27 protein-coding genes and 1 other annotated feature are annotated in these 23,874 nt (G+C 54.8%); of the genes, 9 read left to right on the top strand and 18 right to left on the bottom strand.

The genetic code is table 11. The annotated features are described in order from the left end of the window. Positions 1 to 45 precede the first annotated feature (45 nt). The 13 genes from ACWKXN_RS03450 to thrS all read right to left on the bottom strand — a co-directional run bounded on the left by ACWKXN_RS03450 (position 46) and on the right by thrS (position 11,192). Positions 46 to 762, bottom strand: a complete 717-nt coding sequence (locus tag ACWKXN_RS03450; RefSeq protein WP_032657851.1) for an EAL domain-containing protein — start codon at positions 760 to 762, stop codon at positions 46 to 48. A 294-nt stretch (positions 763 to 1,056) separates the two neighbouring features. Next, positions 1,057 to 1,521: an NlpC/P60 family protein gene (locus ACWKXN_RS03445; protein ID WP_008500650.1), complete on the bottom strand. Its 465-nt coding sequence runs from the start codon at positions 1,519 to 1,521 to the stop codon at positions 1,057 to 1,059. 74 nt (positions 1,522 to 1,595) lie between these two features. Then, positions 1,596 to 2,351 (bottom strand): vitamin B12 ABC transporter ATP-binding protein BtuD, encoded by a 756-nt coding sequence (gene btuD, locus ACWKXN_RS03440; RefSeq protein WP_121931307.1) that lies wholly within the window; start codon positions 2,349 to 2,351, stop codon positions 1,596 to 1,598. Further along, positions 2,351 to 2,902 (bottom strand): glutathione peroxidase, encoded by a 552-nt coding sequence (locus tag ACWKXN_RS03435; protein WP_023311298.1) that lies wholly within the window; start codon positions 2,900 to 2,902, stop codon positions 2,351 to 2,353. Before ACWKXN_RS03435 ends, btuD begins: the two co-directional genes overlap by 1 nt. 34 nt (positions 2,903 to 2,936) lie before the next feature. Beyond that, complete coding sequence (gene btuC, locus ACWKXN_RS03430; RefSeq protein ID WP_454543301.1) at positions 2,937 to 3,917, bottom strand: vitamin B12 ABC transporter permease BtuC; 981 nt, start codon at positions 3,915 to 3,917, stop codon at positions 2,937 to 2,939. 103 nt (positions 3,918 to 4,020) lie between these two features. Then, on the bottom strand, positions 4,021 to 4,320 hold the full coding sequence (ihfA, locus tag ACWKXN_RS03425) for an integration host factor subunit alpha (protein ID WP_003857805.1): 300 nt from the start codon (positions 4,318 to 4,320) through the stop codon (positions 4,021 to 4,023). 4 nt (positions 4,321 to 4,324) lie between these two features. Continuing rightward, the gene (pheT, locus tag ACWKXN_RS03420) at positions 4,325 to 6,712 is read right to left on the bottom strand and encodes a phenylalanine--tRNA ligase subunit beta (protein WP_219939513.1); all 2,388 of its coding nucleotides are present in this window, start codon (positions 6,710 to 6,712) and stop codon (positions 4,325 to 4,327) included. Between the two features lie 15 nt (positions 6,713 to 6,727). Next, on the bottom strand, positions 6,728 to 7,711 hold the full coding sequence (gene pheS / locus ACWKXN_RS03415; RefSeq protein WP_454543300.1) for a phenylalanine--tRNA ligase subunit alpha: 984 nt from the start codon (positions 7,709 to 7,711) through the stop codon (positions 6,728 to 6,730). A 62-nt stretch (positions 7,712 to 7,773) separates the two neighbouring features. Then, positions 7,774 to 7,898: a sequence feature (Phe leader region), on the bottom strand. Next, complete coding sequence (gene pheM / locus ACWKXN_RS03410) at positions 7,849 to 7,893, bottom strand: pheST operon leader peptide PheM (protein WP_001386830.1); 45 nt, start codon at positions 7,891 to 7,893, stop codon at positions 7,849 to 7,851. (Overlaps the previous feature by 45 nt.) A 117-nt stretch (positions 7,899 to 8,015) precedes the next feature. Then, positions 8,016 to 8,372, bottom strand: a complete 357-nt coding sequence (gene rplT / locus ACWKXN_RS03405) for a 50S ribosomal protein L20 (protein ID WP_000124850.1) — start codon at positions 8,370 to 8,372, stop codon at positions 8,016 to 8,018. 50 nt (positions 8,373 to 8,422) lie between these two features. Beyond that, complete coding sequence (gene rpmI, locus ACWKXN_RS03400) at positions 8,423 to 8,620, bottom strand: 50S ribosomal protein L35 (protein ID WP_003030583.1); 198 nt, start codon at positions 8,618 to 8,620, stop codon at positions 8,423 to 8,425. Positions 8,621 to 8,717: 97 nt separating this feature from the next. Then, positions 8,718 to 9,260: a translation initiation factor IF-3 gene (gene infC / locus ACWKXN_RS03395; protein ID WP_014069901.1), complete on the bottom strand. Its 543-nt coding sequence runs from the start codon at positions 9,258 to 9,260 to the stop codon at positions 8,718 to 8,720. A gap of 3 nt (positions 9,261 to 9,263) precedes the next feature. Next, positions 9,264 to 11,192: a threonine--tRNA ligase gene (gene thrS, locus ACWKXN_RS03390; protein WP_181594920.1), complete on the bottom strand. Its 1,929-nt coding sequence runs from the start codon at positions 11,190 to 11,192 to the stop codon at positions 9,264 to 9,266. A 142-nt stretch (positions 11,193 to 11,334) separates the two neighbouring features. Here thrS and yncL point away from each other — a divergent pair, with 142 nt between their 5' ends. Then, entirely contained in the window at positions 11,335 to 11,607 is a 273-nt protein-coding gene (yncL, locus tag ACWKXN_RS03385) for a stress response membrane protein YncL (protein ID WP_080338151.1), read from the top strand. A gap of 98 nt (positions 11,608 to 11,705) precedes the next feature. Then, positions 11,706 to 11,813: a small membrane protein YniD gene (gene yniD / locus ACWKXN_RS03380; protein ID WP_008500658.1), complete on the top strand. Its 108-nt coding sequence runs from the start codon at positions 11,706 to 11,708 to the stop codon at positions 11,811 to 11,813. 80 nt (positions 11,814 to 11,893) lie between these two features. Here the strand turns inward: yniD and ACWKXN_RS03375 are convergent, their stop codons facing one another. Further along, on the bottom strand, positions 11,894 to 12,652 hold the full coding sequence (locus ACWKXN_RS03375) for a DUF481 domain-containing protein (protein WP_033145273.1): 759 nt from the start codon (positions 12,650 to 12,652) through the stop codon (positions 11,894 to 11,896). A 295-nt stretch (positions 12,653 to 12,947) separates the two neighbouring features. On the opposite strand from ACWKXN_RS03375, the gene pfkB reads away from it, so the two are divergent. The 3 genes from pfkB (at position 12,948) to ACWKXN_RS03360 (ending at position 15,243) form a co-directional block, all read left to right on the top strand. Next, the gene (gene pfkB / locus ACWKXN_RS03370) at positions 12,948 to 13,880 is read left to right on the top strand and encodes a 6-phosphofructokinase II (protein WP_033145272.1); all 933 of its coding nucleotides are present in this window, start codon (positions 12,948 to 12,950) and stop codon (positions 13,878 to 13,880) included. A gap of 106 nt (positions 13,881 to 13,986) precedes the next feature. After that, positions 13,987 to 14,277 (top strand): type V toxin-antitoxin system endoribonuclease antitoxin GhoS, encoded by a 291-nt coding sequence (gene ghoS, locus ACWKXN_RS03365; RefSeq protein ID WP_033145271.1) that lies wholly within the window; start codon positions 13,987 to 13,989, stop codon positions 14,275 to 14,277. Between the two features lie 105 nt (positions 14,278 to 14,382). Then, positions 14,383 to 15,243, top strand: coding sequence for a fructosamine kinase family protein (locus tag ACWKXN_RS03360; RefSeq protein ID WP_029740438.1), 861 nt, complete (start codon positions 14,383 to 14,385; stop codon positions 15,241 to 15,243). A 36-nt stretch (positions 15,244 to 15,279) separates the two neighbouring features. Here ACWKXN_RS03360 and ACWKXN_RS03355 read toward each other — a convergent pair whose 3' ends face one another. Continuing rightward, positions 15,280 to 15,816: a YniB family protein gene (locus ACWKXN_RS03355; RefSeq protein ID WP_023311291.1), complete on the bottom strand. Its 537-nt coding sequence runs from the start codon at positions 15,814 to 15,816 to the stop codon at positions 15,280 to 15,282. Positions 15,817 to 15,964: 148 nt separating this feature from the next. On the opposite strand from ACWKXN_RS03355, the gene hxpB reads away from it, so the two are divergent. The 3 genes from hxpB (at position 15,965) to tcyP (ending at position 18,847) form a co-directional block, all read left to right on the top strand. Next, on the top strand, positions 15,965 to 16,636 hold the full coding sequence (hxpB, locus tag ACWKXN_RS03350) for a hexitol phosphatase HxpB (protein WP_033145270.1): 672 nt from the start codon (positions 15,965 to 15,967) through the stop codon (positions 16,634 to 16,636). A 101-nt stretch (positions 16,637 to 16,737) separates the two neighbouring features. Further along, positions 16,738 to 17,328 (top strand): metal-dependent hydrolase, encoded by a 591-nt coding sequence (locus ACWKXN_RS03345; protein ID WP_014883483.1) that lies wholly within the window; start codon positions 16,738 to 16,740, stop codon positions 17,326 to 17,328. 127 nt (positions 17,329 to 17,455) lie between these two features. Next, entirely contained in the window at positions 17,456 to 18,847 is a 1,392-nt protein-coding gene (tcyP, locus tag ACWKXN_RS03340; protein ID WP_008500667.1) for a cystine/sulfocysteine:cation symporter, read from the top strand. 48 nt (positions 18,848 to 18,895) lie between these two features. Here tcyP and cedA read toward each other — a convergent pair whose 3' ends face one another. Continuing rightward, on the bottom strand, positions 18,896 to 19,252 hold the full coding sequence (gene cedA / locus ACWKXN_RS03335; RefSeq protein WP_072196682.1) for a cell division activator CedA: 357 nt from the start codon (positions 19,250 to 19,252) through the stop codon (positions 18,896 to 18,898). An 86-nt stretch (positions 19,253 to 19,338) separates the two neighbouring features. Between cedA and katE the strand changes: the two genes are divergently transcribed. Next, positions 19,339 to 21,588 carry a catalase HPII gene (gene katE / locus ACWKXN_RS03330; protein ID WP_454543299.1) on the top strand — a complete coding sequence of 750 codons (2,250 nt, stop codon included), beginning with the start codon at positions 19,339 to 19,341 and terminating at the stop codon, positions 21,586 to 21,588. A gap of 129 nt (positions 21,589 to 21,717) precedes the next feature. On the opposite strand, the gene chbG is transcribed toward katE, so the two are convergent. Next, positions 21,718 to 22,467, bottom strand: a complete 750-nt coding sequence (chbG, locus tag ACWKXN_RS03325) for a chitin disaccharide deacetylase (protein ID WP_454543298.1) — start codon at positions 22,465 to 22,467, stop codon at positions 21,718 to 21,720. Between the two features lie 11 nt (positions 22,468 to 22,478). Next, positions 22,479 to 23,834, bottom strand: coding sequence for a 6-phospho-beta-glucosidase (locus ACWKXN_RS03320; RefSeq protein WP_058840792.1), 1,356 nt, complete (start codon positions 23,832 to 23,834; stop codon positions 22,479 to 22,481). Positions 23,835 to 23,874: the final 40 nt, after the last annotated feature.

Below are 23,874 nucleotides of genomic sequence, written 5' to 3'. Positions count from 1 at the left end.
AGTGTAGAGGGTTTACCCGGACTTAAACACGGGCGAAAGCAAGGGTTATCGCTGCTGAACCAGCGATGTAACGTGCTCCGCAGAGACGGCTGGCCAGAGTGCGCCCTGCATGGCGCCAAAATTGAAGGACAAAACGCGTTGCAACAGGCCGTGGTCGTCAATGCCCGAGACGATCACTGACTGACAGTGCGGTGTGATTTGCCAGAGGATGGCGCGCATAAAGGGCTCAAAAGAGAGCTCCGGGGCACGCTGCTGAATGAAGCCTTTGTCGAGAATAACCCGTTTAAATAATCCATCATAGACCGCTTTGAGCGATGCGGCACCTGCGCCAAAGTTTGCCAGGACCAACGGGAAATGGATTGCCATTCTCGCCAGCTGCAGATCGTCCTTTCCGTTATTTAAACCTGGATAATTCTCATTAACAGTAAACTCAAGAAACGGGTAACGCTCAAGGATTGAAACAGCGTTTCCATTACTTAATAAAAATTCAACTATTGCAGGTGTAATATTGATCCATGCAATTAACTGATGCTGAATAAAAAACAGTTTACAGGTATCAAGCAATTGCAATTTTTCGTTAAACAGCACTAACTCTTCAGCTGCTGAAAGCCGAGGGATAACGAGCTCAGTGGGGATCCGCACATCGCTGCCGACGCCAGTAAAGTTAACCAGAACCTCTAAACCTTTAAGCTCCCCTGCGCTATTACGAGCAGGCAGAAGCAGCAGTTCAGACTGGTAAGCATTATCTAGCGTAATAATCATTGCACTCGCTCCGCATTAAAGATGAGAGAGGACATCCTGGAGCAATTGCCGACACAATTCCACTGTCTTGATTTTAATAAGATTAATTTCATTAGTTCCGTTTTTATTTTCAGATTTATCCCTGAATCTAAAATAATTTTATCCTGGTTGCCGAATAATAGCCAGTTTTAGATAAAACAGACACATGCAGGATTCGCTAATTTTAGATAAATTTAACTTTAAGCATCTTATTTGAGAAAAAACGGCATGATTTATTAGATACCATGCCGTCATAAGAGAAGTGTCTGACAAAGACTATATACGTCGTGCCTGCCAGAAATTTTTACGCCAGTAAACATTATCAAGAGAAGAGCGCATCACCCCGCGGCTTGTCGAGGCGTGAATGAACTGATTGTCTGTATCATATATCCCCACGTGCAGACCGCTTTCACCCGAGCCGGTTTTGAAGAAAACCAGGTCCCCGGGCAGAAGATCGTCTTTATCAATTTCAGTGCCAATTTCGGCCTGCTTGCGCGTTTCACGCGGAAGCTGTAAATCAAACTTGTCGCGGAACGTCATCAGAACGAAGCCGGAACAATCTACGCCGCCGCGGCTCATTCCGCCGTAGCGATAAGGCGTACCGCGCCAGTTGCTCAGCTGATCGTTAAGGCTGGCAATGACGGTGATCGAATCTGAAAGCCGTGGGTTAGGCGGCGGCGCACGATGGCTACTGCATCCCGCAAGAAAAAGTGCGGCCATCAGGAGAAACCAGAATCGCATTTTCAGACGAATCCTCTGCTTTTTTTGTTCTTTTCGTAATTTAGCGTGCAATTGTGCTAAGAGGCAAGAAACGGTTACGTCTGCCCGGTAGAAATCAGCATCTTATGTCCCTCAATATCCAGCCTGCGGAACGACATGTTGTACGCGCGGGCAAGATGGGGCGGCGTAAGAACCCGATCCCGCGCGCCGCTGGCGATCATCTTTCCCTGCGACAGCAGCCACACCCGGTGGGCATGACGCAGGGTGTGGTTGAGGTCATGACTGCTCATCACCACGGCGATACCTTTTCGGCTCAGGGTGCTTAACAGCGTATCCAGTGCCGCCTGCTGCGCCACGTCCAGACCGCTCATGGGTTCATCGAGAAGCAGCATTCGCCCGTGAGGATTACCTGCCGGGTGGATCTGAAGAATGACCGCCGCCAGACGCACCCGCTGCCACTCTCCGCCGGAAAGCTGGCTGGCATGCCGGGACAGTTTATCTTCCAGCCCCAGGGCTGCGGCCACGTCCGTCAGCAGTGCCGTCTGTTGTTTGTCGTGCAAATGCAGCATCAGATAGTGCCAGACCGGCATCGCAAAGGGCGGCACCTGCTGCTGCACGAGGTAACTGCGCCGGTGCGCCAGCGAGACCGGTGACCAGTCGGCGAGCGTATGCTCCAGCAGCGTTATCTGCCCTTCTCCGTCGGTCATGCCTGCCATCCGTGCCAGCAGCGTGCTCTTCCCTGCACCGTTTGGCCCGACAAGATGCAGGATTTCTCCCGCATTGATGGTACCGGTTATCGGCTCCAGACGTCCCCTCTCGGCAACGTCCGTGAGCTGCATCAGCAACGACATTATTTCGCCAGCGCCAGCTTGATCGATTCCATGACGATCGGATCCTCAGGGGTCATATCCGGCGAAAAACGCTGAACGACCTGGCCGTCGCGGCCAATCAGGAATTTTTCAAAATTCCACAGGATATCGTCCGGGTAAAGCGGCGCGCGGCCTTTGCTGGCCATGCGTTCATAAAAACCGCTTCCTTCCGGCGCAACGGCCTTCGGCGCGGCCGCGATCAGCTTCGCATACAGCGGATGGCGGTCTTCACCATTAACATCGATTTTGCTGAACATCGGGAACGTCACGCCATAGGTGGTGCTGCAGAAGGTTTTAATCTCCTCTTCGCTACCCGGCTCCTGGCCCAGGAACTGGTTGCACGGGAAGCCCAGCACGGTGAAACCGTCTTTCTCCCAGGCCTTCTGAATGTTCTCCAGCTGTTCGTACTGCGGCGTCAGGCCACATTTGGATGCCACGTTGACGATAAGCAGCACGTTGCCTTTGTAGCCTTCCAGAGTGGTGTTATCGCCATCAATGGTGGTCACTTCAGTATTCAGGATATCTGACTGCATAGCATTCCCTCAGGTTGTCTTACGGCTTGTTGATTTAACGTCCAGCTTTTAATAGTAGCCAGATAAATACCGGCGCGCCCAGCGTGGCGGTCACCACGCCAATCGGCAGCTCGGCTGCCGTCAGGGCAAGCCGGGCGATGATATCGGCCACCAGCAGCGTGACGGCCCCGGCAACCGCCGAGGCCGGAAGCAGGGTCCGATGGTCCGTGAGGCCACACAGGCGCAGCATGTGCGGAATCACCAGCCCGATAAAGCCGATCGCGCCCGCCAGAGCCACGCTGACGCCGACCAGCCAGCCAATGGCTATTACCAGCACATTACGCCAGAACCCAATCGGCATGCCGAGCTGGCGGGCAGAGGTTTCACCCAGCGCGAGCATATTCAGCGGCTGCGCCTGCAGGGCAGCCCAAACGATGACCGGCACCAGCAGCGCCATCAGCCAGCCCTGGTGCCAGTCAACGCCTCCAAAGCCGCCCATCATCCAGTACATCAGCTGACGCAAGTCAAAGGATGTTGAAAAGTAGACCGCCCAGGTCATCAGCGCGCTACAGATGATCCCCAGCGCCACGCCGGCAAGCAGCAGGCGGCTGGTCGATAAGTGCCGTCTGGCGAAACGAAGAAGGATCGCGGTGATTAGCAGCGCGCCGAGGATAGCGCTCAGGCTAATACTCCATCCGGAGAGTTCTCCCCCACCCAGCATCACCGCCGCAATCAGGCCTACGCCTGCGCCGTTTGACACGCCGAGCAGCCCGGGCTCCGCCAGAGGGTTATCAAACAACGCCTGCATTATGGTGCCGCACAGCGCCAGCGCGGCGCCGACCAGAACCACCGCGACGGTGCGCGGCAGGCGAATTTGCCAGACGAAGAGCTGTCCGTCCGGCCCCCACCAGCTTTCAGGCCCGATCCATCTGTCGCCCGCGCAGAGGCTCACGCCTGCGGCGACAATGAGCATCAGCACCAGCAAAAGCAGGCGACGCTTATCGGAACGGTGCTGGCGATGGGCGTAATCAAGCATGTGTATGGTTTTAGTAGCGTGAGATGTAATTGATTTTACGGCGGGTTTGCCGGAGAGCGCAAAGAAAAAAGGCCGCGTGGGCGGCCTTTTTAGTTAGTTCATATTACTCTGCTTTGGGCGTTGCGTTTTCGACACGGCTTTTCAACTTCTGGCCGGGTCTGAAGGTCACCACGCGGCGGGCTGTAATGGGAATATCTTCCCCCGTCTTCGGGTTGCGGCCCGGACGTTGGTTTTTGTCTCGCAAATCAAAATTGCCAAAACCGGAGAGTTTTACCTGCTCACCATTTTCCAGAGCACGACGGATCTCTTCGAAAAACAGCTCTACCAGCTCTTTGGCATCCCGTTTGCTAAGCCCAAGCTTATCAAACAGATATTCTGACATTTCAGCTTTTGTAAGCGCCATAGGTTCAATCCCTCAATGATGCCTGGAATCGCTCTTTTAATGCCTCTACACATTTGGCGACGGTAGCGGCAATCTCCTCTTCTTCGAGTGTACGGCTGGTATCCTGAAGGATAAGGCTAATAGCGAGGCTCTTGAAACCTTCTGCTACGCCCTTGCCGCGGTACACGTCAAATAAGTTTACGCCAACTACCTGATTTACGCCAACTTTCTTACATTCGGCCAAAATATCTGCTGCAGGCACATTTTCCGCGACCACAACCGCGATATCACGGCGGTTTGCCGGGAAGCGGGAGACGTCCTGAGCCTGAGGAATAACACGGTCAGCCACCGGGTTCCATTCCAGCTCGAACACGATGGTACGGCCGTTCAGGTCCAGCTTACGCTCCAGCTCAGGGTGAACAACCCCAATAAAACCAACGCGTTTGCCGTCTAAATAGATCGCTGCGCTCTGGCCCGGATGCAGAGCCGGGATAGCTTCTGCGCGGAATTCAATTTCAGATAATTTACCGGTAAGATCCAGAATCGCTTCCAGATCGCCCTTCATATCGTAGAAATCAACCGTGCCTTTTGCCAGGTCCCAGTGCTCTTCATAGCGGTTGCCGCTGATGGCGCCAGCCAGCATGAGATCCTGACGGATGCCTAAATTTGCCTGATTATCCGGTACAAAGCGCAAACCGCTTTCGAAAATTCGCACGCGGTTTTGCTGGCGATTCTGGTTATAAACGACAGTGCCCAGCAGGCCCGTCCACAGAGACAGACGCATCGCGGACATTTCGCTGGAAATTGGGCTTGGCAGGATCAGCGCCTCCTGACCCGGGTGGATCAGCTGCTGCAGCTTTGGATCAACGAAGCTGTAGGTGATCACTTCCTGGTAGCCTTTGTCGTTCAGCATGGTTTTCACGCGCTTCAGGGACAGGTCGGCTTCGCGGTGGGTGCCCATCACCAGACCTGCCTGGACAGGCTCGTCAGGGATGTTGTTGTAGCCGTAAACGCGGGCCACTTCTTCCACCAGATCTTCTTCAATTTCCATGTCGAAACGCCATGATGGCGCAACGGCTTTCCATTCGTCCTGGCCTTCGGTTACTTCACAGCCCAGACGTTTCAGGATGTCGGTTACCTGCGCATCGGCAACGTGGTGACCAATCAGGCGATCCAGCTTGCTGCGGCGCAGGGTGATGGTCGCACGCTTCGGCAGGGTCGCTTCGTTGGTGACGTCGATAACCGGGCCCGCTTCACCGCCGCAGATGTCGATCAGCAGGCGGGTCGCACGTTCCATCGCTTTGTACTGCAGCGCCGGGTCAACGCCGCGCTCGTAGCGGTGAGAGGCATCGGTATGCAGGCCGTGGCGGCGTGCGCGACCGGTGATAGAGAGCGGGCTGAAGAACGCGCATTCCAGCAGGACGTTTTGCGTCTCGTCGTTGACGCCTGAGTGCTCGCCACCGAAGATACCGCCCATTGCCAGCGCTTTGCCGTGGTCAGCAATCACCAGGGTGTCGGCGTTCAGTTTCGCTTCGCTGCCGTCGAGCAGAACCAGGGTTTCGCCCTCTTTCGCCATGCGCACAACGATGCCGCCGTCGATACGATCTTTATCGAACGCGTGCATTGGCTGGCCCAGCTCCAGCAGAACGTAGTTGGTCACGTCAACCACTGCGTCGATAGAGCGAATACCGCAGCGGCGCAGCTTCTCTTTCATCCACAGCGGAGTTGGCGCTTTCACGTTGATGCCTTTCACCACGCGACCGAGGTAGCGCGGGCAAGCATCCGCAGCGTCAACCTGGATAGGCAGCACGTCACTGATGGTCGCTTCAACCGGCGCGATTTCCGGCGCGTTCAGCTCAGTCTGGTTCAGCACGGCCACGTCGCGCGCCACGCCGATGATACCTAAGCAGTCGGCACGGTTTGGCGTGACGCTGATTTCGATAGTGTTGTCATCAAGCTTCAGGTATTCACGGATATCGGTGCCGATTGGCGCATCCAGCGGCAGCTCAATGATACCGTTGTGATCGTCGGAAATGCCCAGCTCGGAGAAGGAGCACAGCATGCCTTCAGACGGCTCGCCGCGCAGCTTAGCCGCTTTAATTTTGAAATCACCCGGCAGCACCGCACCGACGGTCGCCACGGCCACCTTCAGGCCCTGACGGCAGTTTGGCGCACCGCAGACGATATCCAGCAGACGGTCACCGCCCACGTTTACTTTTGTTACGCGCAGTTTGTCAGCGTTGGGGTGCTGGCCGCACTCGACCACTTCGCCGACAACCACGCCGTTGAAGGCACCGGAAACCGGCTCAACGCCGTCGACTTCCAGACCCGCCATGGTGATCTGGTTAGAAAGCGCGTCGCTGTCCAGCGTGGTGTTTACCCACTCGCGTAACCACAGTTCACTGAATTTCATTGTTCTGTCCTGCCCTTATTTAAACTGTTTGAGGAAACGCAGATCGTTTTCGAAGAATGCACGTAAGTCGGTCACGCCGTAGCGCAGCATAGTCAGACGCTCCATGCCCATGCCGAAAGCAAAGCCGGAGTAAACTTCCGGATCGATACCCACGTTGCGCAGCACGTTTGGATGCACCATGCCGCAGCCCAGCACTTCCAGCCATTTGCCGTTTTTACCCATCACGTCAACTTCCGCAGACGGTTCGGTGAACGGGAAGTAGGACGGACGGAAACGAACCTTCAGATCTTCCTCAAAGAAGTTGTTCAGGAAATCGTGCAGCGTGCCCTTCAGGTTGGTGAAGCTAATGTTTTTATCAACAATCAGACCTTCCATCTGGTGGAACATTGGAGTGTGGGTCTGATCGTAGTCGTTACGATAGACGCGGCCCGGCGCGATAATGCGGATTGGCGGCGCCTGATCCTTCATGGTACGGATCTGAACGCCGGAGGTCTGAGTACGCAGCAGACGCGTAGCGTCGAACCAGAAAGTGTCGTGGTCAGCGCGTGCCGGATGATGGCCAGGAATGTTCAGGGCGTCGAAGTTGTGGTAATCATCTTCGATTTCCGGGCCAGTCGCCACGGTAAAGCCGAGCTCACCGAAGAAACTTTCAATGCGATCGATGGTGCGGGTAACCGGGTGCAGACCACCGTTTTCGATGCGGCGCCCCGGCAGAGAAACGTCGATCGTCTCTGCGGCCAGACGCGCATTCAGCACCGCGCTTTCCAGCTCGGCTTTGCGCGCGTTCAGCGCCTGCTGAACCTGCTCTTTGGCTTCGTTAATCACCGCACCCGCTGCCGGGCGTTCTTCTGGCGGCAGCTCACGCAGGGTTGTCATCTGAAGGGTCAGGTGCCCTTTCTTCCCAAGATATTCGACGCGGACATTGTCTAACGCGGCAACATCTGAGGCCTGATTAATGGCGGCTGTTGCACTGGCAACCAGCTCTGCGAGATGTGACATGATTTTCCTCATTATGTCGGTGCAAACACCGATTTGGTGGAGTTATTCTCTCAAATTCAGGCACAAAAAAAGCCTCCATCGGGAGGCTTATCTGGCGCTGTTTTTCGTTTCATCTTTCACGCGCTAGCCTCCTGAAATCAGGTGCTAAAGTAAAAGAAGAAGCGGAAAATAGCAGCATTCATGCTTGCGTTACCTTGTCTGGTAAAAACCGTTAAGACCTTATTGAAAAGCCTGGACGGATAAATGTCAATCTTCTGATGGTGTTAAATGAAAAGAGGGAGCAAAGCCCCCTCTCTCAACTGGCTTATGCCAGTGCTGCTTTCGCTTTTTCGACCAGAGCGGTGAACGCTACTTTGTCGAATACTGCGATGTCAGCCAGGATCTTACGGTCGATTTCAACAGAGGCTTTTTTCAGGCCGTTGATGAATTTGCTGTAAGAAATACCGTTCTGACGTGCTGCTGCGTTGATACGCGCAATCCACAGTTGACGGAACTGACGCTTACGCTGACGACGGTCACGGTAAGCGTACTGACCTGCTTTGATAACAGCCTGGAAGGCAACGCGGTATACGCGTGAACGCGCACCGTAGTAGCCTTTAGCTTGTTTCAAAATTTTCTTGTGACGTGCACGTGCAATTACACCACGTTTTACGCGAGCCATATGTGCTCTCCTGTATCTATATTCTTAGTAAAAAATTAAACGTTAACGGCTTATGCGTACGGCAGGCACGCGATAACCAGACCCAGATCGCCTTTAGAAACGAGGCCTTTTGGACGCAGGTGACGTTTACGCTTAGTAGATTTTTTGGTCAGAATATGACGCAGGTTTGCGTGCTTACGCTTAAATCCACCACCACCGGTTTTTTTGAAGCGCTTAGCAGCACCGCGTACGGTCTTAATTTTTGGCATCTTAATAACTTCCACTTCGCATTGTTAAATAAACGAAACATAGGCGAACAAAACCTATGAAACCCGAAGGCTCCACAGATTTTGCTGCTTGAAGGCCTTACTGTTTCTTCTTAGGAGCGAGCACCATGATCATCTGGCGGCCTTCGATCTTCGTAGGGAAGGATTCGACTACTGCCAGTTCACTCAGATCGTCACGGACGCGGTTAAGCACTTCCATACCAATCTGTTGGTGGGCCATCTCACGACCGCGGAAACGCAGTGTGATCTTGGCCTTATCGCCATCTTCCAGAAAGCGAATCAGGCTGCGGAGTTTTACCTGATAATCGCCATCGTCGGTACCAGGACGGAATTTGATTTCCTTAACCTGGATAACTTTTTGCTTCTTCTTCTGTTCCTTAGAAGACTTACTCTTTTCATAAAGGAACTTGCCGTAGTCCATGATACGACAAACTGGCGGTTCGGCGTTAGGGCTGATTTCAACTAAATCTACTCCAGCTTCTTCAGCTTTTTCGATCGCTTCTCTCAGACTCACAATCCCCAGTGGTTCACCTTCAAGATCTGTTAAGCGAACTTCCTGGGCGCGAATCTCGCCATTGATACGATTCGGACGTGCCGTTTGAACTCGTTTTCCGCCTTTAATACCTTATTCCTCCAGTTGTTGAAGACTGCGGCTGCGAATCTCTTGTTGCAGCTTCTCAATCACTTCACTTACGTCCAGGCTGCCCAGGTCTTTACCACGGCGGGTGCGAACGGCAACTTTGCCTGCTTCCACCTCTTTATCACCACAGACCATCATATACGGGACACGACGTAAAGTGTGCTCGCGGATTTTAAAGCCAATCTTCTCATTTCTCAAGTCTGCTTTTACGCGAATGCCCGCATTTTGTAGTTTCTGCGTCAATTCTTTAACGTAATCCGCCTGAGAATCGGTAATGTTCATCACCACGACCTGCACTGGCGCAAGCCAGGTTGGGAAGAAGCCAGCGAACTCTTCGGTCAGGATGCCGATGAAGCGCTCCAGAGAACCGAGAATTGCACGGTGAATCATTACCGGTACCTGACGCTCGTTGTCTTCGCCAACATAAGAGGCGCTTAAACGCTGCGGCAGGGAGAAGTCCAGCTGTACAGTACCGCACTGCCATGCGCGATCGAGGCAGTCATACAGGGTAAATTCAATTTTCGGACCGTAGAATGCGCCCTCGCCCAGCTGGTATTCGAACGGAATGCCGTTCTCTTCCAGCGCCACGGCGAGATCCGCTTCTGCGCGATCCCATGTCTCATCGCTGCCGATACGTTTTTCCGGACGCGTTGAGAGTTTGACCACGATCTTCTCGAAGCCAAAGGTGCTGTACATATCGTAGACCATACGAATACAGGCGTTAACTTCGTCACGGACCTGATCTTCAGTACAGAAGATATGCGCATCATCCTGAGTAAAGCCACGAACACGCATCAGACCGTGCAGCGCACCTGATGGCTCGTTACGGTGGCAGCTACCGAACTCCGCCATACGCAGCGGCAGGTCGCGGTAGGACTTCAGACCCTGGTTGAAGATCTGAACGTGGCCCGGGCAGTTCATTGGCTTGATGCAGTATTCACGGTTCTCAGACGAGGTGGTGAACATCGCATCTTTGTAGTTGTCCCAGTGGCCGGTTTTTTCCCACAGCACACGGTCCATCATGAACGGGCCTTTCACTTCCTGATACTGGTACTCTTTCAGCTTGGAGCGTACGAAAGTTTCCAGTTCACGGAAGATGGTCCAGCCGTCGTTATGCCAGAACACCATGCCCGGCGCTTCTTCCTGCATGTGGTACAGGTCAAGCTGCTTACCGATTTTACGGTGGTCACGCTTCGCCGCCTCTTCCAGGCGCAGCAGGTACGCGTTCAGGGCTTTTTTATCGGCCCACGCGGTACCATAGATACGCTGCAACATCTTGTTGTTGCTGTCGCCACGCCAGTAGGCGCCTGCGATCTTCATCAGCTTAAAGTGATGACAGAAGCGCATGTTCGGCACGTGCGGTCCACGGCACATGTCGACGTATTCTTCGTGATGGTACAAGCCAGGCTTGTCATCATGCGAAATGTTTTCGTCAAGAATAGAGACCTTGTAGCTCTCGCCGCGCTTCACGAAGGTTTCACGCGCTTCGTGCCAGCTGACTTTCTTCTTGATGACGTCATAGTTCGTTTCGGCGAGCTCGTGCATGCGTTTTTCGAGCGCGTCGATATCTTCCTGAGTCAGGGTGTGGTCAAGGTCAACGTCATAGTAGAAACCATTGTCGATAACCGGACCGATCGCCATTTTGGTGTTTGGCCACAGCTGTTTGATGGCATGGCCTAACAGGTGCGCGCAGGAGTGACGAATGATCTCCAGACCTTCTTCGTCTTTCGCGGTGATGATTGCAAGCGTCGCATCGTTTTCGATCAGATCGGAAGCATCCACCAGCTCACCGTTAACGCGGCCAGCGATAGTCGCTTTCGCGAGACCAGGACCAATGTCCAGGGCAACATCCATTGGGCTAACAGCACGGTCAAAATGGCGTTGGCTGCCATCAGGAAGAGTAATTACAGGCATTTTATATCCTTATTTGCAGTGATGCCCCACACATAAGAGCATATACAAAGAAAATAATCGTGATTTGACAATAGATTACGACACCATCTGACCAACAATCGTCAAATTGGTTCGTCATCATTCACCAGCCGAATTCAGATTAATGTGGATTTACGGCAAGCGACGTAATGTTAACACTAACGGCAAGGAGATTGCACCCTCTGCGGCCAGATTGATGGGCTGGCGCTTTCGCACGAATTTGCAGGTTGCTTCTCCCCTGCGCTCGCATTTCAAAGATGCTGGGCTACTCTTGAACAGGTCTATAAACCCAAAGGTGCATACCATGAACGTATCCAGTAGAACGGTTGTGATATTGAACATCCTTTCCGCCACAGGTTTATTGTTGATTCTCGCCGAACGATTCCACTGGTTCTGAGCCGAACCCTACGCTGGCATAACCCAATCGTTCCTGAGAAGGGGCATATTTCGGCCCTGTTTGGTAGACTGGGGATATCAACCAACAAGGATTAGGTTATGCCAACTAAACGATTTGCCGTAAAACACTGGAAAATGGTGCTGGTGCTGATTGCCATCTGCGGCGCAATGCTGCTACTCCGTTGGGCGGCAATGATTTGGGGCTAGGGGCGAAGACAAGTCATCAGAAGGGACGTCAAAAGACCGCAGACAATAAACGGGCCGACATCATCATCGGCCCGCTTTTATTACATTCTATAACCCAGTGAAACCGTGGTTCTGCGGTCGGTATGATCCGGCGCAGATTCTGGTGGTGAAGAGTTCCAGGTCACGTTGTAGGCGACTTTCAGGCCAAAGTGTTCGTTGATAGCCACGTTCAGCGCCGTCTCAGAGTTCAGCGTCGTATCGTCGGCACCAAATACAGAAACACCCTGGGTAAATTTGGTGTTGTCAGTCATCTGCCAGGCATAGGTACCGGAAGCGTAACCGAGCGGTTGGGTTTTGGTATCGCCATTGGTGTACTCGTCGTAACGCACACCCGGACCGAATTCAAAACGGAAGCTGTGTACCGGACCGTTCAGGAACTGGCGACCATAACCGGCGGTGAATACATCGCGCTGGCGATAACCGTTGTAACGGTCGGTTAACCAGCTTGCCTGACCAAACAGGTAGTCATAGTCGGTCATGTTGTAACGGCTACGTCCGCCTACCGCATACTTCTCGGAAGAACGTTCGTCGTTAGCGGAAGTGTTGCTGGCATTACCCCATAGAGACCAGGCGGTGGTATTACCGTACCAGGTGAGCGTACTGTCCGCCGTCAGAGAAGAGCTTTTCGTGTTACCGGATTGTGCCAGGTATCCGGCGTTCAGGTTACCTTCAAACGGTTTTTTCGCGGTGGAAGGATCGTCCATGACAGTAAAAACGGTATCATCAGCGGTCGCGTTCATAGCCGCAAACACGCCACCCGCCAGCATCAGTGCAGCGGGCACTGTCTTTAAAAGCTTCATTTTATTAAGGAGTCCGTACAACAAAAAAAGAGACCACACGGTCCCGGAATCTTTCTTGAGGATCAATGACAAGGCGTCCAGAGAAAGGTAACAAATTATAAAAAGCCGCAAATAACATAGCAATGTTTTCTTATTTCATTTTTTGAATAAGAACGATCTCAAAAAGCGTTTTATTTTATATATCCCCCGCCTCACTTTTCGTCAGTATTCATATTTAAAATCATACTGTTATTTACATTGCCTTCCTGACAAATGGTGCCAGGCTAATAAGAACCCATGCTAAAAGGAGGTAATGATGGTTTCTATTTATACTCTGACGCTCTCCCCTTCCCTGGATTCCGCCACCCTGACGCCGCAGATTTACCCGGAAGGTAAATTGCGCTGCAGCGCCCCGGTCTTTGAGCCCGGCGGCGGCGGGATCAACGTGGCGCGCGCCATTACACACCTCGGCGGCAAAGCCACGGCAATTTTCCCCGCAGGCGGTGCCACCGGTGAACACCTGGTCTCTCTGCTGGCCGATGAACAGGTGGCCGTTGAAACCGTTGAGGCCAAAGACTGGACGCGGCAAAACCTGCATGTCCACGTAGAATCCAGCGGCGAGCAGTACCGTTTTGTCATGCCGGGCGCGAAACTCAGCGATGACGAGTTTCGTCAGCTTGAAGAAAAAGTGCTGACGATAGAAAGCGGCGCGCTGCTGGTGGTAAGCGGCAGCCTGCCGCCCGGCGTAAGCACGGAAAAATTGACGGCGCTGATTCAGGCCGCGCAGCAGCGCGGTATCCGCTGCATAGTCGACAGCAGCGGCGAGGCCCTGCAGGCGGCTCTGGTGCCGGGCAATCTGGAGCTGGTCAAACCCAACCAGAAAGAGTTAAGTGCGCTGGTCAACCGCGAACTGACGCAGCCTGATGATGTGCGCACCGCAGCGCAGGAGCTGGTGCGAAGCGGCAAAGCGCGGCGCGTAGTCGTCTCCCTTGGCCCTCAGGGGGCGCTGGCAGTCGATGAATCGTCGTCCGTTCAGGTTGTCCCACCGCCGATGAAGAGCCAGAGCACGGTTGGCGCTGGCGATAGCATGGTGGGTGCGATGACGCTAAAACTGGCGCAGGGCGCGTCTCTGCTCGAAATGACCCGCTACGGCGTGGCGGCGGGTAGCGCCGCCACCATCAACCAGGGCACGCGGCTCTGTTCGCTTGCCGATACGCAAAAAATCGTCGATTACCTGTCCCGAAATTAACCCCTCTTCCCCTTCGTCTTTACGGAGGGGAATGTCGTCTCTGAGTCGCCAAACGCAAACTATCGACTATGCTAAGAAAACTTCCATGATAACAATGAGGTGAATTATGAGCAGTGGTGACATCACACGCTACGTCGTGACCATCAACCTTCATGAAGCATCGCTGACCGAGCTGAATGAGCTCAACAATGCTTTCACCCGGGCTAATTTTCTCCTCACGCTGACGGATGACGAGGGCAACATTCATGATTTAGGCACCCTGACATTTGGTCTGATCGGCGCCCTGAGTCAGGAAGAGGTTCATGCGCTGGCCGCCAGTCTGGTGGAGAGCGTGACCGACAAGCCTGCCGAAATTGACGTGGATACCTGGGAAAGCTGGCGGAAAAAAGAACAATAAGTGCGCTGTATGAATTTAAACCGCTCAGGTGTGCGTTAGTTCGTATTTTTTTACCGCAGTTATGCGCTAACTTTATGATCTGGCAGACAACATGGGAGAGACAACATGTGGCAGGCTATCAGTCATCTTTTACGTGAGCAGCTGGGTGAAGGTGAAATTGAACTGCGTAACGAACTGCCAGGCGGTGAGATCCACGCCGCGTGGCATTTACGCTACGCAGGGCGCGATCTCTTCGTTAAATGCGATGAGCGAGAGCTGCTTCCAATATTTACCGCCGAAGCCGACCAGCTGGAGCTGTTGTCCCGCAGTAAAACGGTCACGGTCCCGCAGGTTCTGGCCGTGGGGAGCGACCGCGACTACAGCTTCCTGGTAATGGAATATCTCCCCGCCCGCCCGCTGGATGCCCATAATGCGTTCATCCTTGGCCAACAGCTAGCGCGCCTGCATCAATGGAGCGACCAGCCGCAGTTTGGTCTCGACTTTGACAACGATCTCTCCACCACGCCACAGCCCAATGCCTGGCAGCGTCGCTGGTCGACATTTTTTGCCGAGCAGCGCATTGGCTGGCAGCTTGAGCTGGCCGCCGAGAAAGGGCTGGAATTTGGCAATATTGACGCCATCGTCGAGCACGTTCAACAGCGTCTGGCATCCCACCAGCCTCAGGCGTCTCTGCTTCACGGCGATTTGTGGTCCAATAACTGCGCGCTGGGTCCCAACGGCCCGTACATCTTTGACCCGGCCTGCTACTGGGGTGACAGAGAGTGCGATCTTGCCATGCTGCCGCTTCATCCTGAGCAGCCGCCGCAAATATACGACGGATACCAGTCTGTTTCCCCTCTCCCGCCCGGTTTCCTCGACCGCCAGCCGGTGTATCAGCTTTATACGCTGATGAACCGGGCCATTCTTTTTGGCGGAGAACACCTTGTTAACGCGCAGCGGGCACTCGAGCGTATGCTTGCCGCCTGAGAAGATAACGGGTGGCCTTGCCGCCACCCTTATCGCTTACAGAAAACCGAGCAGTGAGAAGAAGAAGTATCCCGCCACAATGATAATCACGGGAAGGATATAGAGCGGGAAAATTTGCAGGAAAATGGTGTGACGCGGCACAACAATGCGGGATTCAATCTGCTCCCGACTCATTCCTTCCGGGCCTTTGGCCTGCTCCAGAATCAACTGATCCTCAACGCCTTCGCGTAAAAAGCGCGTCTGGCGACTCATTCTCGCGCCAGAGGCCTGTAATGCCAGCGCGACAAAGATCAGGGCATATATCACCCAAAAGCCGATATTCAGCTGTTGATGAAAATCCGGGGTGGGTGAGTTAAACCAGAAGACATTCAAAAATGGCGTATTAAAACGCATCATCTCAATCATGACATGAGCGAAATCAAGCATTACCGCATTGATACCCGGCTGTTTTTCGCTGTGGTCGTACATAAATTTGAGTACAGAAATCAGCGTAGAAATGACGGCAGGAATAAAAATCACCCAGCCAGCAATGCGTTTTAAGACCGCGATGCGTCCAGCTTGTTGATACGTCATCAGTTCCTCTTCATAAAGACGCGTTATTTGTGCCTAAGTCTACCTGCTGGTCATCAATTTCGCCCGCTCTTTAAAAGCAATATGCTAAATTGCAGAGTGTGCTTAGCACGTATCGTCTGTCGAACACCCTGGATAAGGAGACGTTGTGATGTCGACACCGCGCCAAATTCTTGCCGCAATTTTTGACATGGATGGATTACTGATCGATTCCGAACCGCTGTGGGATCGCGCCGAACTGGACGTTATGGCCAGCCTGGGCGTGGATATCAGCCGCCGTAATGAACTTCCCGATACGCTGGGCCTGCGCATCGATATGGTGGTTGACCTGTGGTTTGCCCAACAGCCTTGGGTAGGTCCCAATCGCGATGAGGTGACCGCACGCATTATCAGCCGCGCCATTTCTCTGGTGGAAGAGAACAGGCCGCTGCTACCCGGCGTACGTGAGGCCGTCGCGCTGTGTAAAGCCCAGGGGCTGAAGGTTGGCCTGGCCTCGGCCTCACCGCTGCATATGCTGGAAAAAGTGCTCACGATGTTTGAACTGCGCGACAGTTTCGACGCGCTGGCGTCCGCTGAAAAATTGCCTTACAGCAAGCCGCACCCGCAGGTCTATCTGGACTGCGCCGCAAAGCTGGGCCTGGATCCCCTCAACTGCGTTGCGCTGGAAGATTCCGTTAACGGTATGGTGGCGTCGAAGGCTGCACGGATGCGCTCCATTGTGGTGCCCGCTGAAGAAGGCCGTCACGACCCCCGGTTTGCCCTCGCCGACGTGAAGCTTAACTCGCTGGCAGAACTCACGGCGCATCACCTGCAGGGCGGTTAACGCCCTTCTCCGGTTTGTGACAAACAGTTACACCGTCACCTCTTCCGCCTACTGTATAAAAACCCTATACTGTATGAATTGACAGTTTTGTGGGTTTTATCATGACGGCGGAAGGCCACCTGCTTTTTTCTATTGCGTGCGCAGTATTTGCCAAAAACGCTGAACTCACTCCCGTGCTGGCACAGGGGGACTGGTGGCATATTGTCCCTTCCGCCGTATTGACCTGTCTGCTGCCCGACATTGACCACCCCAAATCTTTCCTCGGACAACGCCTTAAGTGGGTGTCGAAACCCATCGCCCGCGCGTTCGGCCACCGGGGATTCACGCACAGCCTGCTGGCCGTGTTTGGCCTGCTGACGCTTTTCTATTTGAAGGTGCCCGAAAGCTGGATAGTCCCCGCCGATGCCATCCAGGGGATGGTGCTGGGCTATTTAAGCCATATTCTCGCCGATATGCTGACGCCTGCGGGCGTGCCGCTGCTTTGGCCCTGCCGCTGGCGTTTCCGTTTTCCGATCCTCGCACCGCAGAAAGGGAACCAGCTTGAGCGCGTATTGTGCATGGCGCTATTTGCTTACGCCGTCTGGATGCCGCAAACATTGCCCGAAAACAGTGCAGTTCGCTGGTCATCCCAGATGATTAATTCGCTGCAATTTCAGTTCAATCGCTTTATTCATCACCAGATTGAACAGTAAACCAACAAAATTATCCTATTTGTCATAACCCATTCCATTTGGATATAAGCGCTACATCACACTTCTGCTAACCTTCCGCCAACAGGATCGGTAAAAACCGACCCAATAATAAATCAGGAGAACGGGGATGAATTTTCCACTCATCGCGAACGTCGTTGTGTTCGTTGTATTGCTATTGCTTCTCGCGCAGGCGCGCCACAAACAGTGGAGCCTGGCGAAAAAAGTGCTGGTTGGTCTGGCCATGGGTGTCGTATTTGGTCTGGCATTACAGGCAATTTATGGCTCCGATAATCCAGTTCTGAAAGATTCTATTCAGTGGTTCAACATCGTCGGTAACGGCTATGTCCAGCTGCTGCAGATGATCGTTATGCCGCTGGTGTTCGCCTCTATTCTGAGCGCCGTTGCCCGCCTGCATAACGCCACTCAGCTGGGAAAAATCAGCTTCCTGACCATTGGTACGCTGCTGTTCACCACGCTGATTGCCGCGCTGGTGGGTGTGCTGGTTACCAACCTGTTTGGCCTGACCGCAGAAGGTCTGGTTCAGGGTACCGCTGAAACGGCGCGTCTTACCGCGATTCAAACCAACTACGTTGGTAAAGTGGCTGACCTGACCGTGCCGCAGATGGTGCTCTCCTTCATTCCTAAGAACCCGTTTGCTGACCTGACCGGTGCGAGCCCAACCTCGATCATCAGCGTGGTTATTTTCGCCGCGTTCCTGGGCGTAGCGGCGCTGAAGCTGCTGAAAGACGACGCGCCTAAAGGCGAACGCGTGCTGACCGCGATTGATACCCTGCAAAGCTGGGTGATGAAGCTGGTGCGTCTGGTGATGCAGCTGACGCCTTACGGCGTGCTGGCGCTGATGACCAAAGTGGTTGCCGGCTCTAACCTGCAGGACATCATTAAGCTGGGCAGCTTCGTTGTCGCCTCTTATCTGGGCCTGGGCATTATGTTCGTGGTGCACGGCATCCTGCTGGGCGTGAACGGCGTCAGCCCGCTGAAATACTTCCGTAAAGTCTGGCCGGTGCTGACCTTTGCCTTCACCAGCCGTTCCAGCGCCGCGTCTATTCCGCTGAACGTTGAAGCGCAAACCCGCCGTCTGGGCGTGCCTGAATCCATCGCCAGCTTCTCTGCCTCCTTTGGTGCCACCATTGGTCAGAACGGCTGTGCGGGTCTGTACCCGGCGATGCTGGCGGTGATGGTTGCCCCTACCGTTGGGATTAACCCGCTGGATCCGGTCTGGATCGCCACGCTGGTCGGGATTGTTACCGTAAGCTCCGCAGGCGTTGCGGGTGTTGGCGGTGGCGCAACCTTCGCCGCGCTGATTGTGCTGCCCGCGCTGGGTCTGCCCGTGACGCTGGTCGCGCTGCTGATCTCCGTTGAACCGCTGATCGACATGGGCCGTACCGCGCTGAACGTGAGCGGCTCCATGACCGCCGGTACGCTGACCAGCCAGTGGCTGAAGCAGACCGACAAAGCGATTCTGGAAAGTGAAGACGACGCCGAGCTGGCGCACCGTTAATTACGGTCGAAATAAAAAAACCGCCTGATGGCGGTTTTTTTATGGCTGTTATTCCTCAACCTCTTCATCCTGGCGGATCTGCATCGCCCACCGTTGCGCTGACTCCGGCACGGTAAACGTGGGCGAGCGGCGGAAATGTTCGCCGATCAGCACAAAGGCCACGTATTTTCCCCGCAGCTGCCAGACATCGCGAAAACCCTCCACTTTCAGGGCATGGTCAGGCGGCGCGGGCTCAACGCGGGGCACATAGCTAATAACCTGGCGGTTTTGTTGACGAAGAGGTTTCATAAGCGACTGGTTCACTAAAGCAAATTCTTGAAGCAGGAAAATTCTATGATAGCCGATCCTGCTGCCTTCCGTCGCGCCCCGAGTGGGCGAGAAGGCTCCTTTCGTCAATGACGGCATGTGAAAACTCTTAGTTCGCGAGCCATCTCGCGACATTGTTCTATCCTTAATAGGGTTTTTAGCAATGGATAAAGGAGAAGCGTGCAATGTCGAACAAAGATAAAACACATCAATCACCGATTCATGGCACTGAGGAATCTCAACCGGGTATGGACTCTCTCGCCCCTGCTGACGGCTCTCACCGCCCCTCCCCTGGCCCCTCTGCACCGGGCGAACAGCCTACCGCACCGGGAAGCATGAAATCGCCGGAGACGGGAAACGAGAAGCTGAAATCGCTTGAGCCGCACCGCAAAGGCGGCGAAGGTTTTGCGCTGACCACCAATCAGGGCGTGCGCATTGCTGACGATCAGAACTCCCTTCGCGCAGGCGCGCGCGGGCCAACCCTGCTGGAAGATTTTATCCTGCGAGAAAAAATCACCCATTTCGACCACGAGCGGATACCGGAACGCATCGTCCACGCGCGCGGTTCCGCTGCGCACGGCTACTTCCAGCCCTATAAGAGCCTGAAAGCGATCACCAAAGCGGATTTCCTCTCCGACCCGGATAAAATCACTCCGGTATTTGTGCGCTTCTCCACCGTACAGGGCGGCGCGGGTTCGGCAGATACCGTCCGGGATATCCGCGGCTTTGCCACCAAGTTTTATACCGAAGAGGGTATTTTCGATCTGGTGGGCAATAACACCCCGGTGTTCTTCATTCAGGACGCGCATAAATTTCCTGACTTTGTCCATGCGGTAAAACCGGAGCCCCACTGGGCCATACCGCAGGGACAAAGCGCGCACGACACCTTCTGGGACTATGTCTCCCTGCAGCCTGAAACCTTACACAACGTGATGTGGGCGATGTCAGACCGCGGCATTCCGCGCAGCTATCGCACCATGGAAGGCTTTGGCATCCATACCTTCCGTCTGATCAACGCCGAGGGTAAAGCCACGTTCGTCCGTTTCCACTGGAAGCCGGTGGCGGGTAAAGCCTCGCTGGTGTGGGACGAGGCGCAAAAGCTGACCGGGCGCGATCCGGACTTCCATCGCCGCGAGCTGTGGGAGTCCATCGAAGCGGGCGACTTCCCGGAGTACGAGCTGGGCCTGCAGCTCATTCCGGAAGAGGACGAATTTAGGTTCGATTTCGACCTGCTTGACCCGACGAAGCTGATCCCGGAAGAGCTGGTGCCGGTTCAGCTGGTGGGTAAAATGGTGCTCAACCGCAACCCGGATAACTTCTTTGCCGAAAACGAACAGGCCGCTTTCCACCCGGGGCATATCGTACCGGGGCTGGACTTCACTAACGATCCGCTCCTGCAGGGACGCCTGTTCTCCTATACCGATACGCAGATCAGCCGTCTGGGCGGGCCGAACTTCCACGAAATTCCGATTAACCGCCCAACCTGCCCATACCACAATTTCCAGCGCGACGGGATGCACCGTCAGGATAATGATACCAATCCGGCGAACTATGAGCCGAACTCCATCAACGATAACTGGCCGCGCGAAACGCCTCCGGCGCCGAAACGCGGTGGATTCGAATCGTACCAGGAGCGTGTCGACGGCAACAAAATTCGCGAGCGCAGCCCGTCGTTCGGCGAGTATTACGCCCATCCTCGCCTGTTCTGGAACAGCCAGACGCCGATTGAGCAACAGCACATTATCGGCGGCTTCAGCTTTGAGCTGAGCAAAGTGGTGCGTACCTACATCCGCGAGCGGGTCGTCGATCAGCTGGCGCGCATTGATATTCAGCTCGCCCAGAGCGTTGCGGATAACCTGGGCATTACGCTGACCGACGAGCAGCGCAATCTTGCCCCGCCTAAAGAGGTTAACGGCGTGAAGAAAGATCCGTCGCTGAGCCTGTATGCCGTGCCGGGTGGCTCGATTAAAGGCCGCGTGGTCGCCATCCTGCTGAACGACAAAACCCGCGCCAGCGACGTGCTGGGGATCATGCAGGCGCTGAAGACCCAGGGCGTGCATGCGAAACTGCTTTATTCCCGCATGGGGGAAGTGACCGCCGATGACGGCTCCGTGCTGCCGGTGGCGGCGACCTTTGCCGGGGCGCCATCGCTGACCGTCGATGCGGTGATTGTGCCGTGCGGAGACATTGACAGCCTGCTGAGCAACGGTGACGCGGTGTATTATCTGCTGGAAGCCTACAAGCACCTGAAACCGATCGCGCTGTCCGGCGACGCGCGACGGTTTAAGGCACGGCTGAAGGTGGCCGATCAGGGTGAGGACGGCATTGTCGAGGGAGACAAGGTTGACGATGCCTTTATGACGAAGCTGTTTGATTTGCTCGCCGCGCACCGCGTCTGGTCGCGCAGCAGTAAGATTGACCAGATCCCGGCGTAAAAAATACCCTCACCCCGGCCCTCTCCCTGAAAGGGAGAGGGTGAAATGCAGACCTGTGTTCGCATTACAGACCGCACAGCCCAGTCCCCTCTCCCTTTTGGGGAGAGGGTTAGGGTGAGGGGGAATTTCTCACAAATCCCCGAACGTTCCCAACCGATACCCGCGCTCGGCAATCGCGTATTTCAGCGACGGCGACGTCAACACGTCCAGCTCCGCCAGGCGCGGCCAGCAGTAGGCGCTTTTCCGCACGGTGTTATCGACAAAAGCAGGATGCGCCATGACCTCCAGCGACCGTTCCCCCCGCGCGCTGGAATCATCCAGCACCTTCAGGAACAGCGCTTCGTCGATCTCGTCGCCGTAAAATGCGCTGCTGAACCCCTCTGTGGTGGTCACGTCGCAGTCGGGAACGCCGCGCGCCTCCCGATCCACGCGCATCGCCACGCCTTTGCGTTTTGCAAACTCAGCGACAATGGGGAAAATCGCCGGGATCATATGCACGTGGTGATGGCTGTCGATGTGCGTCGATGCCTTACCAAACGCGTCAACAAAGCGGTTGAACTGACACTCCAGCTCGTGGGCAATCTCTTCGAGCGGCAGAGCGCCCTGCTCCGCCAGTTCCCAAATCCATTTGCCCAGCTGGCCATCGCGCGTCAGGCCCGGCATTGGCGAAAGCGGCATCCCGAGCGTCAGCACAAAATGCATGCCGACGCCCAGCTCCGGCACCTCGCGGCTCAGCTGCGCCGCGTGTTCAACCGCCTCACCATTAACCATTGCCGTGGTAGAGGTCACAACACCCCGGCGACAGGCTTCAATAATGCCGTAGTTCTGACCTTTCGAGAGGCCAAAATCATCAGCATTAACGATCAGCAGGTTTTCCATTGTGCGTCCTCTCAGTGGTGTTTGAACTTCAGCTTCTCGATGGTGGCGGCAAAGTTCGGCAACCATTTTTCATGCGCCAGGATCATCTCGCTGGCCAGCTGCTCCGCATCGCGATCGGAATGCACCAGCGGGCTGAGGTTCAGCGCCAGCAGCACGTCATTGAGCTCGCCGCTCAGCGCCGCGTTGCTTGCCGCCACTTCAAAGCCTTTGATGGTGTGGATCAGGCCCATGACCTTATCATCGAAGTGGGTGATGCGTGGATGCGGTTTAGCGCCTTCGCGTCCCAGGATGCAGGTCATCTCGACCGCCCAGTCAGCCGGGATATTGTCGATATGGCCGTGGTGCGGCACGTTGACATAGTGTTCCGCCTGCTTGTCGTTGTAGATGGCGTTAATCACTTCGCACGCCGCATCGGAGTAGTAGGCCCCGCCGCGCTGCTCCAGCTCTTTCGGTTTGACGTTCAGGTTCGGATCTTTATACAAATCGAACAGCTGCTTCTCGACTTTCTGAACGATCTGCGCGCGCGCGCCGCCCTTATAGTACTCGCCCATTTCGATGGCCAGCATCTCTTTCTGCTTGAAGTAGTAAAGCAGGTACGAGCACGGCAGCAGGTTCAGCGAGCGGATCAGCCCTTCGCTGAACGGCAGGTCAAAGATGTTTTTCACCGATGCCGCCGTCAGGCGACCGGAAGCCACGCCGTCGAGCAGCTCGGCAAAGCGCGATTGACCGTTCACGATCACGTCTTTAATGAACACCATGTGGTTCAGGCCGAACAGGTCGATGGAGAGATCGTCGCTGTCGTTCAGCGCCAGCACGTCGCGGATAAACATCTTCATACCGATCGGAATATTGCAGACGCCGATAAAGCGTTTGAAACCGGTATGACGATAGACCGCCTCGGTCACCATCCCGGCCGGGTTGGTGAAGTTAATCACCCACGCGTTCGGGCAGATCTCCTGTACGTCTTTGACGATGTCGAAAATCACCGGGATGGTACGCAGGCCTTTGAACAGGCCGCCCGCGCCGTTGGTCTCCTGCCCGAGATAGCCGTGGCTCAGCGGGATACGTTCGTCCAGCTCGCGCGCCTTCAGCTGGCCGACGCGCAGCTGGGTGGTGACGAAATCCGCATCTTTCAGCGCCAGACGGCGGTCCAGGGTTTTATGCACGGTCAGAGGCACGCCAGCTTTCTCCACCATGCGTTTGCACAGGTCGAAAATAATATTCAGCTTTTCCTGACCTTCCTCAACGTCTACCAGCCATAATTCGCTGACCGGTAATTCATGATAACGTTTCAGGAAACCTTCAAGTAATTCCGGGGTATAGCTGCTGCCGCCACCAATGGTTACGACTTTTAATTTCTTCTGCATAATATCTCCCTTAGCGTATCAGGTTAATCGCCTGCAAGGT

It is taken from the genome of Enterobacter sp. UPMP2060 (assembly GCF_053709655.1).
Note: the sequence above shows the minus strand (reverse complement) of the source record. Positions and strands in the feature narration are given on the sequence as shown.